This is a genomic window from Microbacterium sp. 69-10 (assembly GCF_001897945.1).
Taxonomy (GTDB): Bacteria; Actinomycetota; Actinomycetes; order Actinomycetales; family Microbacteriaceae; genus Microbacterium.
Genome location: NZ_MKRT01000018.1, coordinates 39,335 through 53,394, shown reverse-complemented (window position 1 = coordinate 53,394; position 14,060 = coordinate 39,335). Strand labels below are relative to the sequence as shown.

Below are 14,060 nucleotides of genomic sequence, written 5' to 3'. Positions count from 1 at the left end.
GGACGCATGGCTCGTCTGGATCACCTCGGCGTCTCCGTGCTCGACATCGAACAGGGCAGGCGGCAGTTCCACCCGGTGCTGACGGCGCTCGGCTACACGCTCGGCATCGAGGCGCCGAACGGCATCTCGTGGGACAACGGCGACGAGACCGAGATCATCATCTTCCCCATCCGGGACGAAGCGGATGCCGCGCCGCACCGCCATGGCGAGGCCGGCTGGCAGCACCTCGCGTTCGCCGTCGCGTCCCGCGAGGAGGTCGACCGTCTGCACGCGATCGCGATGGAGGCGGGGTGGACCGCGGTGCGCGAGCCGAAGCTCTACCCGCGGTTCAACGAGCGGTACTACGCCTCCTTCGTGGAGGACGCGAGCGGCATCCGCCTGGAGTTCGTGCACAACCCGCGGCGGGACGCCGCAGCAGGGTGAGAACCCCTTGCCGATGTCGGTGGCCGGTCGCAGACTGATCTGCGTCGGGCGGACGTGTCCGGTGTCCCTCCGGAAGTGGCATCTGGGACGGCCTGCTCGACGGCGGAACAGCCACCATCCCCCTGGCACCTGCGCCCTGGGGTGGGGAGTTCGGTATGCTCGTCGACCGCTTCGGCATCGCCTGGATGGTGTCGATCGACGGCTGAACCGCCGCAGCCTCCGGCATCCGGTCCACACGGATGTCGGAGGCATCCGGCACACTGTGGGGATGGCGACTTTCGATCACCTCGGCATCAGCGTCGACGACGTGCCCGCGGCGTCCGCGCAGTTCAACCCGGTCTTCGAGGCTCTCGGATACACACGCTCGTACGACGCGGACGAGCACGCGTACTGGCGACGCACCGACGAGCCCGAGATCCTGCTCTACAAGTCCCGCGAGTCCGGCCAGCACGTCCACGGCCGGGTCGGCTGGCAGCACCTCGCGTTCGCCGTCGACTCCCGTGAGGAGGTCGAGCGCATCCACGCCATCGCCCTGGCCGCGGGATGGACCGAGGTGCGGGCACCCAAGGAGTACCCGCGCTTCACCGAGCGCTATTACGCGGGCTTCATCGAGGACGACAACGGCATCCGGCTCGAGATCATGCACAACCCGCCGCGCGACGCGGGCTGATCATCCCGCCAGGCTCCGCGCGAGGTCGAGGATGCCGTCGGGATACATCGGCAGCGTCTCGTCGCCGAGCTCGTCGAGCGGCCACCATCCGGCTGTCGAAGAGCCGTCGATGATGCGGCGCCGCTCGTCCAGGGGCATCCGCTCGAGCTCGTCGCTGCGGATCGAGAACACGTGCACCACTTCGTGCCCGCGGCGCCCCGCGAGCGTGAAGAGGTTCTCGGTCACCGCGAGCAGCTCGGCCGCCTGGATCTCGACGGCCAGCTCCTCCTGGAACTCCCGTCGAAGGGCCTCCTCGGCGCGTTCACCGAAGTCGATGCCGCCGCCGATCGCACGCAGGAATCCCCCGTACCGGACGGTCGCGGAGTACTCCTCGGCGAGCACGTGCCCGTCGCGCACGATCAGGCCGACAGCGATGTTGCGGATGCGCTCGGTCATCGGCTCAGCGTAGCGGCCGCTCGCCTGCCGGTGCGCCGCTCCGCTGACCTCTGGGACCTGGACTGCCCACCTCGCCGCGGATTCGCCCTTGACCTGCCGCGCGATCCTCCCCTATGGTTGCAAGGCTGCACCGACCGGTGCAGCAGCCAGCCGAGGAGACGACGGAATGACCGCACTGCGCGCCCTTCCCACGGTCCTTGCCTTCGACCAGAAGCGCAACGACCGCGACGAGTCGTACCCTCCGGCGCGCGCCGTGTGACAGCATCCGCTGCTCGCATGCCCCGCACCGTCAGGTCCGGGGCATTTTTCATGAATCCTCCGTGACCTGTGACCGGCACATCACAGAAGGAAAGGAATCATGGAGAGGCTCTCCGCACGGCTGCTGTCGTGGGCGTCCCTGATCGACGAGAAGACGCTCGATCAGGCGCACACCACGGCACGCATGCCGTTCATCCACCCGCACCTGGCGCTCATGCCGGATGCTCACCTCGGCAAGGGGGCGACGGTCGGCTCGGTCATCCCGACGCTCGGCGCGATCATCCCCGCCGCCGTCGGTGTCGACATCGGCTGCGGCATGATCGCCGTCCGCACGCAGTTCACGGCATCCGAGTTCGCCCAGCGCGACCTCGCCCCGCTGCGGGAGGCGATCGAGCGCGCCATCCCCCTCTCGGCAGGCCGGTACAACCGCAAGGTCGTCGCCACCGCAGAGCCGAGGATCGCGGAACTGGACGGCCTCGCCGAGAAGAACGGCTTCGACCCGGCGTCGTACGCCGGCAACTGGATGCTGCAGCTGGGCACCCTCGGCTCGGGCAACCACTTCATCGAGGTGTCGCTCGACGAGCTCGACCGGGTCTGGCTGTTCCTGCACTCGGGCTCCCGGGGCGTGGGCAACAGGATCGCGACGCACCACATCGCGGTCGCACAGCGGCTGGCGAAGCAGTGGTGGATCGACCTTCCGGACCCTGACCTGGCCTACCTGGTCGCGGGCACTCCCGAGTTCACCCGGTACATCCGGGAGCTGCGGTGGGCCCAGCACTTCGCCCTGCTGAACCGGGAGGAGATGATGGACCGGGTGATCCGTCAGGTGTCGGAGTTCGCCGGCACTGCGGTGGACGAGCAGGAGCGGATCAACTGCCACCACAACTTCACCGAGTCGGAGAAGCACTTCGGCAAGCAGGTGTGGGTGTCGCGGAAGGGCGCCATCCAGGCGGACGCAGGTCGGCCCGGGCTCATCCCCGGTTCGATGGGCACCGCCTCGTACGTGGTGGAGGGGCTGGGCAACCCCCTGTCGCTGAACTCCTCACCGCACGGCGCAGGCCGGGAGTACTCCCGGTCGGCGGCGCGGCGCACCTTCACGCACGACCAGCTGCGGACGGCGATGGCCGGCATCGAGTTCCGTGACACGGACGCCTTCATCGACGAGATCCCGCAGGCGTACAAGCCGATCGACACCGTCATGGCGGATGCATCCGACCTGGTGACGATCCGGCACACGCTGCGCCAGATCGTCAACGTGAAGGGCGACTGACCGGCATCAGCTCGGCACACCTCGCCGAGAGCACCACATCCCGTCGAGTGCACCAGTTGTCCGCGTGGACAGGTGGTGCACTCGACGGCAACCGGTGCTCTCGGCGACGGGGCGGGATGCGACGGGGCGGGATGCGACGGGGCGAGGGGCGACCGCGGGTCAGATGGCCGGAACGTCGTCGACCGCGCGATCGGTGAACGCCTGCTTGGGGACGAAGGCCAGCAGCACGGCGGCGGCGAGCGCGGTCGCACCGCAGACGATCCACACCGTCATGTAACCCGAGAACGATCCCGCCGTGCCCTCGGCGCCGCCGACGACCACGCCGTTCAGCAGCGCGATGCCGAACACGCACGACGCGATCGCACCGCCCACGGTCTTCACCGAGTTCGTCAGGCCGGTCGCGACGCCCGTCTGGGTGGAGGGGGCAGCGGATGCCGCGGCGGCGGGCAGCGCGGCCACCAGCGCACCCGATCCGAGGCCGACGATCACCATGTTCGTGATGACCTGCAGGTAGGTGCCGTGGAACGGCAGGAAGAGCAGGAACCCGACGCCGACCAGCACCGAGGCGCCCATCAGCGTGAGTCGCGGCGCGGTGAGTCGTGCGATCAGCGGGAACAGCAGCGCGCCGGTGATCATCGCGATCAGGTAGATGCCGATGATCAGCGAGGTCGCGAATCCTGTCGTGCCGAGTCCGTAGCCGTTCACCTCCGGGTCGGTGCGGGCGAAGGTCGACAGCGGAGCCTGCGCGCCGAGCACGCTCACCCCGAACAGCCCTGCCGTGAGGAACACCGGACCGAGCGCGGGCGAGCGGAACATCCGCACATCGATCACCGGGTCGTCGTGGCGCAGCTCCCAGCGCACGAACGGGATCACCAGCAGGATGCCGATCACCACCACGCCCCACGACCAGAAGCTCGTGATGCCGCCCGGCAGACGCAGCAGGCTGAGTCCGCCGGTGAACGCGATGAGCGCCAGCGAGATGAGGACGATGCCGACCGTGTCCAGTCGTCCGCCGGTGAGCTCAGGCGATTCCTTCACCCCGAACAGGATGACGAAGAAGCAGACGATGATCAGCAGCGCGGGGATGAGCAGCACGACCCACAGCGGCAGGATGTCGATCAGCGCGCCGCCGGCGAGCGCGCCGAGGATCGCACCGGTCTCCAGTGCCGCGACGAGCATGCCCGCCGCCCGCGCCGTGATCACCGAGCGGCCCTCCATCGAGCGGGACCGCGACCAGATCAGCGCGATCTCCAGCGGCAGCCACACCACGTAGAAGCCCATCAGCGACCAGCCGATCAGGAAGACGGCGAACGAGTCGGTGAAGGGCAGCACGAGGGCCGCCGCCGCGGTGAGCGCGGTCGAGACCAGCAGCATCCGCTTGTGCCCGATCATGTCGCCGAGCTTCGCGAACGCCGGCACGACGAGCGCCGAGAGCATCAGCTGGGCGCCCTCGAGCCAGTTCACGTCCGCGTCGTGGATGCCGAGGTGCCGGGCGATGTCCGTGAGCATGGGCGTGTAGTACCCCTGCAGCACGCCGCTGGTGAACTCGACGAAGGCGAGGAAGCCGACCACGGCGGCGAGTGCGCCGAGCGTCGCGCGAGTGGTCTCCGTGCGCGTCATGGCGCCTCCAGTTCAGGGCAGGTCCAGCAGGATGCTCGTCATTCCGGTTCCTGAGCGAGGAGCGGAGCGACGAGACGAAGGGCGAGTGAGATCACCCTAGCCGTTCGAGGAGCGCGCGATGGAACCGCTCCCCGCGCTCCAGCGCGTCGATCTCGACGTACTCGTCCACTCCGTGGATGGCCGCGCGCTGCACGGCCGACATCTCCAGTGGCGCGAACCGGTACACGGCCGGCGCGAAGCGGTGGAAGTGCCGGGAGTCGGTGGCCGCCATCATCACGTACGGGGTGGCGGGGATGCCGGGATGCGACACGCTCAACGCCTCGGCGAGCGCCTCCCAGGGTGCGCCGTCGGTCGCAGACTCCGGGGACGGATCGCTGCCGTCGAGCACCTCGATCGCCACCTGCGGATCGCGGATGCGGTCGCGCACGCGCAGCACGGTGCCGTCGACGGTCTCGCCGAGGGCGAGGCGCAGGTTGATCGTGGCGGACGCCTGCGAGGGGATGACGTTCGCCGCGGTACCGCCGGCCTGCATGGTCGCGGCGACCGTGGTGCGCACGAGCGCCGCGGGTTCACCGCCAAGGCGGGCGAACAGCTGCGCGGTGATCATCGGCATCCGGCTCAGCGCCCTCAGTCCGAAGCCGGCCGCGCCGGGCGTGCGAATGGCGAACTGCGCCAGCATCCGGCTGATCGCCTTCGGTGTGCGCGCGGGGAACATCGACGGGTCCAGGCGGTCGACGGCGCGGGCGATGCGCCGGACGGCCGTGAGCGTCGGCGGGGTGGAGGCGTGGCCGCCGTCGCCGCGGGTGGAGAGCCGCAGCGTGACGATGCCCTTCTCCCCCACGCCGATCATGGCCGCGCCGCCCGGCACGAACGGGAGCGGCGAGTCGACCACCGCACCGCCCTCGTCCACGACGAGCCACGGGGTGATCCCGCGCTCGCGGAACGCGTCCGAGATGGCGAGCGCTGCGGTGCCGAAGCTCTCCTCGTTGCCGCCGAACGACAGATACACGTCCCGCGCCGGAGTGAAGCCGTCGGCCAGCAGGTTCTCGACCGCCTCGATCACGACGATCAGCGGGCCCTTGTCGTCCAGCGCCCCGCGACCGTACACGCGGCCGTCGGCGATGCGTCCCTCGAAGGGCGGATACGTCCACGGGTCGGACTCGTCCACGGGCACGACGTCGTAGTGGGCCATCAGCACCACCGGATCGGACGCCGCGTCCCGGCCCTTCCAGCGGAACAGCAGCCCGAGGTCGGTGTGCTTCTCGAGTGCGAGGTGCTCGTGCACGAGAGGGTACTGCTCGGCGATCAGCCGCTCGAAGGCCTGGAAGGGCTCGAGCCCGCGCTGCTCGAGCTCGGCCGAGACCGTGGGCAGCTGGATCATCCGGGACAGACGCTCGGCGATGCCGGGGCGGACGGTGCTCATCGGGCCAGCCTATTCGGACGTGCACGGACCCGAGAACGGTGCAGAATCATGCTCATGAAAATGCCCAAGGCGACGGATGCCGACAAACAGCGGTTCCACGATGCTCTGCACGCGCTGACGGAGAGCGGGGTCGCCGAGGTGAAGCCGATGTTCGGCCAGCTCGGCGCGTTCGTGAACGGGAACATGTTCGCGGGGCTGTTCGGCGCTGACATCGACGTGAAGCTCGCCGCTGCGGATGCTGAGCAACTCGCGGCCGCGGGGCCGGGCCCTTCGGCCCGGTGGAGCGCCCGATGGGCGGCTATCTCAGCATCCCGGCCGGCGAGGACGCCGCCGGCTGGGTCGCGCGTGCGCACGCGCACGTCTCCGCCCTGCCGCCGAAGAAGCGCTGAGCTCACCCTTCCTCCACGGCGGCAGCGGCACTTCGAGGCAGGGGCGCGACTCAGTCGGGCGCGCGCTCGTCGCCGACGGGCATGAGGACGTTCATCCGGAATCCCTCACCGGTGTGCTCGGCGTACACGTCTCCGCCGTGCGCGCGGGCCAGTCCGCGGGCGATCGCGAGCCCCAGCCCCGCCCCGGACGCGACGGGGTCGTTCGCGGTCGTCGGGCGGGCGGCGTCCTCGCGCCAGCCGACCTCGAACATGCGATCCAGATCCGACGTCGCGACGCCCGAGCCGTGGTCCAGGATGCCGAGAACGAGGCGCTGCTCGTCCAGCTCCGTCGCCGTGACGAGGATCTCGCTGTCGCGTGGTGCATGCCGGACCGCATTGGTGAGCAGGTTCACCACCACCCTGCCCAGCTGATGGGGGTCGGCCCACAGCACGTGACCGCCCACGCCCCGCTCCACGATCGTGACACCGCGCTGCTCCGCCGCCAGCCGCACATCCGCGACCGCGTCCGAGACGACGTCGAGCAGCTCCACCTGCTGCGTGCGCAGCCGGACCGCGCCCGAGGTGAGCTTCGAGAGCTCGAACAGGTCGTCGACCATCCGGCTCATCGTGTCGATCTGCGCACGCACCTCGCCCGCGTAGCGCTCCGGCTGGGCGGAGGCGCCGTCCTCGATGGCCTCGGACAGCGCGCGCACGGCCGTGAGAGGTGTACGCAGATCGTGCGAGATCCACGCGAAGAACCGGCGGCGGGCGGAGTCCAGCTGCTCCAGCTCCTGCCGCGCGGCGTGCAGCCGCTCCGAGACATCGGCGAGCTCCGCGGAGAGATCGTCGAACTCGCGGAGCCCGTGCGGCTCCGCCGCGACCACGTCGCCCTCGCCCACCCGGCGCACGGCCTCGCTGATCCGGACGAGCCGGGCGCGCGTCAACCGCGCGACGAGCCAGGCCGCGAGCAGGCTGAACAGCAGCGACGTGCCGATCACCCACACCAGCACGCTGAGGTCGTGCGGTGAGATGTACATCTCGACCGAGATGAGCAGCACCGCGACCGCCATCGACACCGCGGCGACGGAGGCGAGCACGAGCATCTGCACGAGCATCGAGCCGCCGCGGGCCCACCGCAGCAGGACCAGGGCGATCGCGGCGACGACGACCGTGCATGCCAGGGCGGTGCCGGCGATCAGCAGGACGTCGACGACGCCGAGCGGGATCATCTCGGGCATCAGAGGTCCGTCGCCTTCGCCGAGAACCGGTAGCCCGCGCCCCACGCGGTGTGCAGGTACCGGGGTTCACGCGGATCCTCCTCGATCTTCTCCCGCAGCCGCCGCACGTGCACGGTGACCGTGGAGGGCTCGCCGAAGCTCCAGCCCCAGACCTCGCGCAGGATCTCGTCCCGGGAGATCGTGCGATCCGGGTTGCGGACGAGGTGGACCAGCAGTTCGTACTCGCGCCCCGTCAGAGCGATCTCGGCGCCGCGCACGCGGGCCTTCCGCTTCGCCGCGTCGATCTCGAAGTCGCCCGCGGTGAACGCCGGCGGCGCGGGCGCGCGCATCGACCTGCGCAGCAGCGCATCCACGCGCAGCTCGAGCTCCCGCAGCGCGAAGGGCTTCGCGAGGTAGTCGTCGGCGCCGGCCTCGAACCCCTCGATCCGCTGCTCCACCTCTCCGAGGGCGGTCAGCATGATGATCGGGACATCGCTGCGCTCGCGGATCGCGCGGCACAGCTCATCTCCGCTGATGCCGGGCAGCATCCGGTCGACGATCACGAGGTCGGGCATCTCAGCGCCGATCGCCTCGCGCGCCGCGATCCCGTCCGCGAACGCATCGAGGCTGTAGCCGCGAGCGCGCAGGTAGTCGCCGACCGCGCCGCGGACGACCGGATCGTCCTCGACGACCACGACTCGGCTGCTGTCCATGGGCTCGACACTAACCGCGCGAAGGCCGGTCGGAGGCAGGTTCTTACGATTCTGAAAGCTCCCGCCGACGGCATCCGCGCTCTCCCTACCGTCGAAGGCAGGTCGACGCGACCTCGTCGGCAGAACCAGGAGACATCATGCGCAAGAACACCTTCACCGCCGCGATCCCCGTCGCCGTGATCGCCCTCGGGCTGACGCTCGCCGGCTGCAGCTCGACGCCGGGCGCCGAGACGCCGAGCAAGGCGCCGATGAGTCAGGACAGCGACTCCGGCTCGACGCCCATGGCCGCCCCCATGACGGGCTCCTTCGAGGGGCTGAACGGCAAGACCGTCGCGGGCATGGCGAGCGTCGCGGACGGCGAGCTCAAGCTCTCGGGGTTCTCATCGGATGAGGGCCCCGACCTGCACGTCTACCTCACGAGCGGCGCCGACGAGGCTGCCGTCGGGGCGGGCAAGGAGATCGACGCGGTCGCGTTCGACAAGGAGTCGCAGACGTTCATGCTCGCGGGGATCGACACCTCGATGTACTCGTACGTCGTGATCCACTGCGACAAGGCCAAGGCGGTGTTCGGCGCCGCGAAGCTCTCATGAACGACCTGCCCGCCCTGACTGCGCCGCTGCTCGGCGGCGCGGTCAGGGTGGCCGTCGGCGTGCTGTGGGTTCTCGAGGGCGTGGAGAAGTACCGGGCGGGCTTCGGCGCGGCGGACATCCTGCTGGTGGCGGACGGCACCGCGTCGAATCCGCGCACGCCGTGGTGGTTCGCCCCCGTGCGCGCCACGATGCAGGCGCTCCCGGATGCCTTCGGCCTCGCCATCCCGGCACTCGAGGGGCTGCTCGGACTGGCCCTGATCGCCGGTGTGCTCACCCGGCTGGTCGCCCTCGGTTCCATCGCCACGCTGGCGCTCTACTGGGGTTCGGACCAGCTCATCGCGCAGTATCCGGTGATGATGCTGCTCGGTGCGGTCGTGCTCGCCGTCCCGGACTCGGGCAGGTTCGGTGCGGCGTGGATCGTCGCTCGACTCGGCTCGGACCGGAGCGGAGCACCCCGGGACGGACTCGCTCGGCTCAGTGCAGGGCGTTCGCCGCGACGAAGGCGCGCAGCGCCTGCTCGTCGTCAGCCATCTCGGTGACGTGCTGCGGGGCGGCCAGCATCCGCTGCAGCTCCGGCGAGAACTCCAGCTCGACGCCGATCGCCTGTGTGATGGTCTCGGCGAACTTCTGCGGCTTGGCCGTCTCGAGCACCAGCATCGGCACGTCCGTCTCGACGTACTCCCGGGCGACCTTGACGCCGTCGGCCGTGTGCGGGTCGATGATCTCACCGGATGCCTCGTGCACCGAGCGGATCGTGGTGAGCCGATCGGCGTGGGTGGAGGTGCCGCTGACGACGCCGAACTCAGCCTCGAAGCGCGGCTGCTCGGCGGAGAGGTCGACGAATCCCTGCTCGTCGATCGCGCGGAAGAACTCGACGACGCGCTCCGGCTCCCGTCCGAGAAGCTCGAAGATGAAGCGCTCCAGGTTGGACGCCTTGGAGATGTCCATCGAGGGGCTGGAGGTGGCGTGGGTGTCGGCGGCCGACCGCGGCCGGTACACGCCGGTGCGGAAGAACTCGTCGAGCACGTTGTTCTCGTTGGCGGCGAGCACGAGCCTGCGGATCGGCACGCCCATGCCCTTGGCGAAGAACCCCGAGAGGATGTTGCCGAAGTTGCCCGACGGCACCGTGAAGGAGACCTCGAATCCGGGCCGGAACTCGGGCTCCACGGCATCCGTGACCCGCAGCCAGGCCCAGAAGTAGTAGACGACCTGCGCGGCGATGCGGCCCAGGTTGATCGAGTTGACCGCGCCGAGGTGCTGCGCGCGCTTGAACTCGAGATCGCCCGCGAGCTTCTTGACCAGGTTCTGGCAGTCGTCGAACACGCCCTCGACGGCGATGTTGTGCACGTTCGCGTCGTCGAGGGAGTACATCTGCGCACGCTGGAACGAGCTCATCCGGCCCTGCGGCGAGAGCATGAACACGGAGACCCGGTGCTTGCCGCGCAGCGCGTGCTCGGCGGCCGAGCCGGTGTCGCCCGAGGTGGCGCCGACGATGTTCAGCACCTGGTCCTTGCGCTCCAGCACGTAGTCCAGCGCCTGGCCGAGGAACTGCATGGCCATGTCCTTGAACGCCAGCGTCGGCCCCTCGGACAGCCCGACCAGGGTGATGCCGTCGCCGATGGAGCGCAGCGGCACGACCGCGTCGGGGAAGTCGGCGTAGGCGGCAGCCGTCATCCGCGCGAGGTCCTCACGCGGGATGTCGGTGGCGAACAGGCCGAGCACCTCCGCCGCCAGCTGCGGGTAGGTGAGGGCGCGCCAGCGCTCCAGAGTCTCGGCGTCGACCTGCGGCAGCCGCTCGGGAACGGCCAGGCCGCCGTCGGGAGCGAGTCCCTCGAGCAGCGTCTCGCTGAACGGCTGCGGCGTCATGCCGCCGGGGGTGGAGATGTACCGCAAGAGGACTCCTCGGGTCGATCGCTCGGTCCTCCATTGTCGCAGGATGGGCGACGAGCAGGGAACGGATGACGGATGTCACACTTCCGCGCCACCATCCGACATAGAGGGTGAAGGCGAACGACCGCCACGGAAGGAACATCATGACCAGGATCGACATGGCACGCACGAACAAGCTCGGCTACGCCGCGGTGCTCGGGATGGAGGCATACGCCAGCAAGTCGGTGGAGAGGCGTCTGTACGAGCTGATCAAGCTGCGGGCATCGATCCTGAACGGCTGCGGGTTCTGCGTGGACATGCACGCGACCGACGGGGCCAAGCGCGGCATCCCCCAGCGGACCCTGCACGCCGTCGGCGCCTGGCAGCACGCGAAGAACCTGTTCGAGCCGAAGGAGCTCGCCGCCCTCGCGCTGACGGATGCGATCACCAAGCTCGGGCCGGACACCGTGACCGACGAGATCTGGAACGCCGCCGCCGAGCACTTCGACGAGGGCGAACTGGGCGCCATCGTGATGGCGATCGCGACGATCAACGTGTGGAACCGCATCGCGATCGCGACCGAGATGCAGCCGCCGGTCGACGACAGGCATCCGATCGTCTGACGGGGTCGTAGCCTGTTTCCATGACCACCGTCGCGACACCTGCCGCGCGCGCCTGGGAGACGGAGCGCGGCAGGCTGATCGGCATCGCCTACCGGATGCTGGGCGACTTCGGCCACGCCGAGGACGTCGTCTCGGAGGTCGCGATCGACGCACTGCGGACGGAGCGCACGGACGCCGGCGGCGTGCGCTCCTGGCCGGCATGGCTCACGACGACCTGCGTGCGCCGCTCCATCGACCGGGTGAGATCGCTTGCCGCCGTGCGCGAGGACTACACCGGCCATTGGCTGCCGGAACCCGTGGAGACCTCGCGCCTGCCGGAGGATGCCGTCGCCGATCGCGAGATGCTCTCGCTCGCCCTGCTCCATCTGGCCGAGCAGCTCGCGCCCGACGCACGGGCCGCCGTCGTGCTGCACCGCGCCTACGGCATGCCGGCCACGGAGATCGCCGAGATCCTGGAGAAGTCCCCGGCGGCGGTGCGGCAGCTGATCTCGCGCGGCGAGCGCCGGCTGCGGCTCGACGAGGATGCGACACCGCCGCGTGCCGCCGACCCCCAGGCGCTGTCCGCCCTGGTCGATGCCGTGCAGGGTGGCGATCTCAGTGCTCTGCTCGGCCTGCTCACCGATGAGACGATCCTCTGGACCGACGGCGGGGGCGTCGTCTCCGCGACCCGCAACCCGATCTTCGGCGCCGAGAAGATCGCGCGCTTCTACCTCGGCGTGCAGGCGAAGGCGGCGATGTTCGATCCTGTGCATCCGTTCACCCTCGAGCCGATCGACGTCAACGGCGAGCCGGCGTTCGCGCTCAGCCACTCTGGCCGCATCGACGTGCTCTCGCTCGAATTCGATGAGCGGGGCCGCATCCGCGGCATCCGTCAGGTCTGCAATCCGCACAAGCTGACGCGCGCCCTGGCGCAGGCCGCCTGACGCACCTCAGTCCAGCAGATGCCGCAGGTACCGCTCGGGACCGCCGAGGAACGAGCGCCAGTGCCGGACGAGCTCCAGGTCCTCCCAGGCGGCCGGTCGCAGACCCCACTCGCCGACCTCCAGGATCTGCGCACCCGGCAGGGCGGCGAGCACCGGTGAGTGCGTCGCGCACAGCACCTGCCCGCCGTCGTCGGCGATGCGCTGCAGCACCGAGATCAGGGTGAGCGTCGACCCGAACGACAGGGCCGCCTCGGGCTCGTCGAGGCAGTAGAAGCCGGGCTCGTCGAACCGGGTACCGAGGATCTCGAGGAACGACTCGCCGTGGCTCATCTCGTGGAACAGCGAGTCGTACGGCGACGGGTTCTCCTCCAGGTACGTGTAGAAGGAGTGCATCGTCTCGGCGCGCAGGAAGAAGCCCCATCGGCTGGCGCCGACGCCGCGCTGGATGCGCAGCCAGTCCGAGAGCGGCGACTCGGTCGGCCGGGTGCTGTGCCTGGCACCGCGCGATCCGCCCTCCGGCGACAGCCCGTAGGCCACCGCGACGCCTTCGACGATGGTCGACTTGCCGCTGCCGTTCTCTCCGACGAGGAATGTGACGCCGGGTGCGAGCCGAATTCCCTCGCGCAGCAGCTGCGCCACCGCGGGGATGCTGGTCGGCCACTGGGCGGACGGCTGCGGCGCGTCGTCGTTCGGTTCCACGGCGACGATCGGATGCTGCCGCCTGCGGGAGCTGCCCCTCCCGTACGCTCCGTTCTCCCAGTACCCCGTCATCCCGGCCCCTCAGAACAGCGCTGTCGGCAGCGCGCCCTCGTGCTCGAGGAGCCAGCGCTTGGTGAGCAGACCCTCGCCGTCCCGTCCGCCCGAGTATCCGCCCAGGCCGTCACTGGCGACGACCCTATGGCAGGCGCGCGGCCAGGTCACCCGGGTGACCGCCGCGCCGTCGCTCTCGACGGCCACGACGCCCACCGGCGTCTCGATCGCGCCGCGGAAGGTCATGCACCGAACCTACCCGCAGGCACGGACAGCCGCGGAGCGTTCAGCGCACGACGGCGTACAGCACCCCGACTCCCGCGATGAGCAGCAGGATGAGGAGGAGCAGCCACATCGGCGCGCCGCCCAGCTCCCGCCGGATCCACGGTGTCGAGTAGGCCTCGGCGCGGCCGTCACGATGTCGATTCCGTCGCCCGGCCGGCCCCCTCTGCCGGCTCGATGCGCGCCCCCTGTTGTTCCCCATGCTGAGCAGTATCGCTCGCCCTCCGACCGCCTCAGGACCATCGGAGGCGATGCGGTGCATTCTGCGACGAGCATGGCGCGTCTTCGCACCCGCAAGCGCACGGTCGGCACTACAGCAGGTAGTGCAGCAGCAGCTCGTCACCGGATCGGAGCACGGATGCCAGGCGCGCACCGCGCGGCGCGACGGGGCCCCGCGCGATCCGCCCGGCGTCGCCGGAGTCGACCGTCGGCGCGAGCGTGAGATGCAGCGCGTCCACGGCTCCCGCCGCCAGCAGCTCGCCGAACAGATGCGGACCGCCCTCGGAGTGGATGCGGTGCAGCCCACGCGCGGCCAGGTCCTCGCGCACGCGGATGAGATCGGCATCCGTCTCCCCCACGGTCACCACCTCGGCGACGACCGCCAGCGCCTCACGCCGATCGGCGGG

The 14,060-nt window shown here is 70.0% G+C and carries 17 protein-coding genes and 1 pseudogene; 8 read left to right on the top strand and 10 right to left on the bottom strand.

Features of this window, described 5'->3' with window-relative positions; genetic code table 11:
* Nucleotides 1–6 precede the first annotated feature (6 nt).
* From BGN97_RS07125 to BGN97_RS07115, 3 genes and pseudogenes are all read left to right on the top strand, one after another.
* A complete protein-coding gene (locus BGN97_RS07125) occupies nt 7–423 on the top strand; it encodes a VOC family protein (RefSeq protein ID WP_292699371.1) in 417 nt (138 codons plus the stop codon).
* Between the two features lie 77 nt (nt 424–500).
* A pseudogene (locus BGN97_RS07120) lies at nt 501–629 on the top strand (VOC family protein); the annotation flags it as partial.
* Between the two features lie 62 nt (nt 630–691).
* On the top strand, nt 692–1,093 hold the full coding sequence (locus tag BGN97_RS07115; RefSeq protein WP_292699368.1) for a VOC family protein: 402 nt from the start codon (nt 692–694) through the stop codon (nt 1,091–1,093).
* On the opposite strand, the gene BGN97_RS07110 is transcribed toward BGN97_RS07115, so the two are convergent.
* A complete protein-coding gene (locus BGN97_RS07110; protein WP_292699365.1) occupies nt 1,094–1,528 on the bottom strand; it encodes an NUDIX domain-containing protein in 435 nt (144 codons plus the stop codon).
* A gap of 358 nt (nt 1,529–1,886) precedes the next feature.
* Between BGN97_RS07110 and BGN97_RS07105 the strand changes: the two genes are divergently transcribed.
* The gene (locus BGN97_RS07105) at nt 1,887–3,056 is read left to right on the top strand and encodes an RtcB family protein (protein WP_292699362.1); all 1,170 of its coding nucleotides are present in this window, start codon (nt 1,887–1,889) and stop codon (nt 3,054–3,056) included.
* Nucleotides 3,057–3,215: 159 nt separating this feature from the next.
* Here the strand turns inward: BGN97_RS07105 and BGN97_RS07100 are convergent, their stop codons facing one another.
* The 4 genes from BGN97_RS07100 to BGN97_RS07080 all read right to left on the bottom strand — a co-directional run bounded on the left by BGN97_RS07100 (nt 3,216) and on the right by BGN97_RS07080 (nt 8,397).
* Nucleotides 3,216–4,676, bottom strand: a complete 1,461-nt coding sequence (locus BGN97_RS07100; RefSeq protein WP_292699361.1) for an MFS transporter — start codon at nt 4,674–4,676, stop codon at nt 3,216–3,218.
* A gap of 91 nt (nt 4,677–4,767) precedes the next feature.
* Entirely contained in the window at nt 4,768–6,099 is a 1,332-nt protein-coding gene (locus tag BGN97_RS07095; protein WP_292699360.1) for a M20/M25/M40 family metallo-hydrolase, read from the bottom strand.
* A 439-nt stretch (nt 6,100–6,538) separates the two neighbouring features.
* Nucleotides 6,539–7,705: a HAMP domain-containing sensor histidine kinase gene (locus BGN97_RS07085; RefSeq protein WP_292699358.1), complete on the bottom strand. Its 1,167-nt coding sequence runs from the start codon at nt 7,703–7,705 to the stop codon at nt 6,539–6,541.
* Entirely contained in the window at nt 7,705–8,397 is a 693-nt protein-coding gene (locus tag BGN97_RS07080; RefSeq protein WP_292699356.1) for a response regulator transcription factor, read from the bottom strand. Before BGN97_RS07080 ends, BGN97_RS07085 begins: the two co-directional genes overlap by 1 nt.
* A 137-nt stretch (nt 8,398–8,534) precedes the next feature.
* Here BGN97_RS07080 and BGN97_RS07075 point away from each other — a divergent pair, with 137 nt between their 5' ends.
* Both BGN97_RS07075 and BGN97_RS07070 read left to right on the top strand, forming a co-directional pair.
* Nucleotides 8,535–8,987, top strand: a complete 453-nt coding sequence (locus tag BGN97_RS07075; RefSeq protein ID WP_292699354.1) for a DM13 domain-containing protein — start codon at nt 8,535–8,537, stop codon at nt 8,985–8,987.
* Nucleotides 8,984–9,526 (top strand): DoxX family membrane protein, encoded by a 543-nt coding sequence (locus tag BGN97_RS07070; RefSeq protein WP_292699352.1) that lies wholly within the window; start codon nt 8,984–8,986, stop codon nt 9,524–9,526. The genes BGN97_RS07075 and BGN97_RS07070 overlap by 4 nt, the downstream gene beginning before the upstream one ends.
* Here the strand turns inward: BGN97_RS07070 and thrC are convergent.
* Nucleotides 9,462–10,880: a threonine synthase gene (gene thrC / locus BGN97_RS07065; RefSeq protein WP_292699351.1), complete on the bottom strand. Its 1,419-nt coding sequence runs from the start codon at nt 10,878–10,880 to the stop codon at nt 9,462–9,464. The two genes, BGN97_RS07070 and thrC, sit on opposite strands and share 65 nt — an antisense overlap.
* 140 nt (nt 10,881–11,020) lie before the next feature.
* Here thrC and BGN97_RS07060 point away from each other — a divergent pair, with 140 nt between their 5' ends.
* Together BGN97_RS07060 and BGN97_RS07055 are read left to right on the top strand one after the other, a co-directional pair.
* Entirely contained in the window at nt 11,021–11,479 is a 459-nt protein-coding gene (locus tag BGN97_RS07060) for a carboxymuconolactone decarboxylase family protein (protein WP_285635209.1), read from the top strand.
* Nucleotides 11,480–11,499: 20 nt separating this feature from the next.
* Nucleotides 11,500–12,402, top strand: coding sequence for a sigma-70 family RNA polymerase sigma factor (locus tag BGN97_RS07055; RefSeq protein ID WP_292699343.1), 903 nt, complete (start codon nt 11,500–11,502; stop codon nt 12,400–12,402).
* A gap of 6 nt (nt 12,403–12,408) precedes the next feature.
* On the opposite strand, the gene BGN97_RS07050 is transcribed toward BGN97_RS07055, so the two are convergent.
* The 4 genes from BGN97_RS07050 to BGN97_RS07035 form a co-directional block, all read right to left on the bottom strand.
* Nucleotides 12,409–13,101, bottom strand: a complete 693-nt coding sequence (locus BGN97_RS07050) for an AAA family ATPase (RefSeq protein ID WP_292699341.1) — start codon at nt 13,099–13,101, stop codon at nt 12,409–12,411.
* An 81-nt stretch (nt 13,102–13,182) separates the two neighbouring features.
* Nucleotides 13,183–13,398, bottom strand: coding sequence for an MGMT family protein (locus BGN97_RS07045; protein ID WP_292699339.1), 216 nt, complete (start codon nt 13,396–13,398; stop codon nt 13,183–13,185).
* A 40-nt stretch (nt 13,399–13,438) separates the two neighbouring features.
* The gene (locus tag BGN97_RS07040; protein ID WP_292699336.1) at nt 13,439–13,636 is read right to left on the bottom strand and encodes a hypothetical protein; all 198 of its coding nucleotides are present in this window, start codon (nt 13,634–13,636) and stop codon (nt 13,439–13,441) included.
* Between the two features lie 109 nt (nt 13,637–13,745).
* The coding region (locus BGN97_RS07035; protein ID WP_292699333.1) for a dihydrofolate reductase family protein at nt 13,746–14,060 on the bottom strand (315 nt) is incomplete at its 5' end.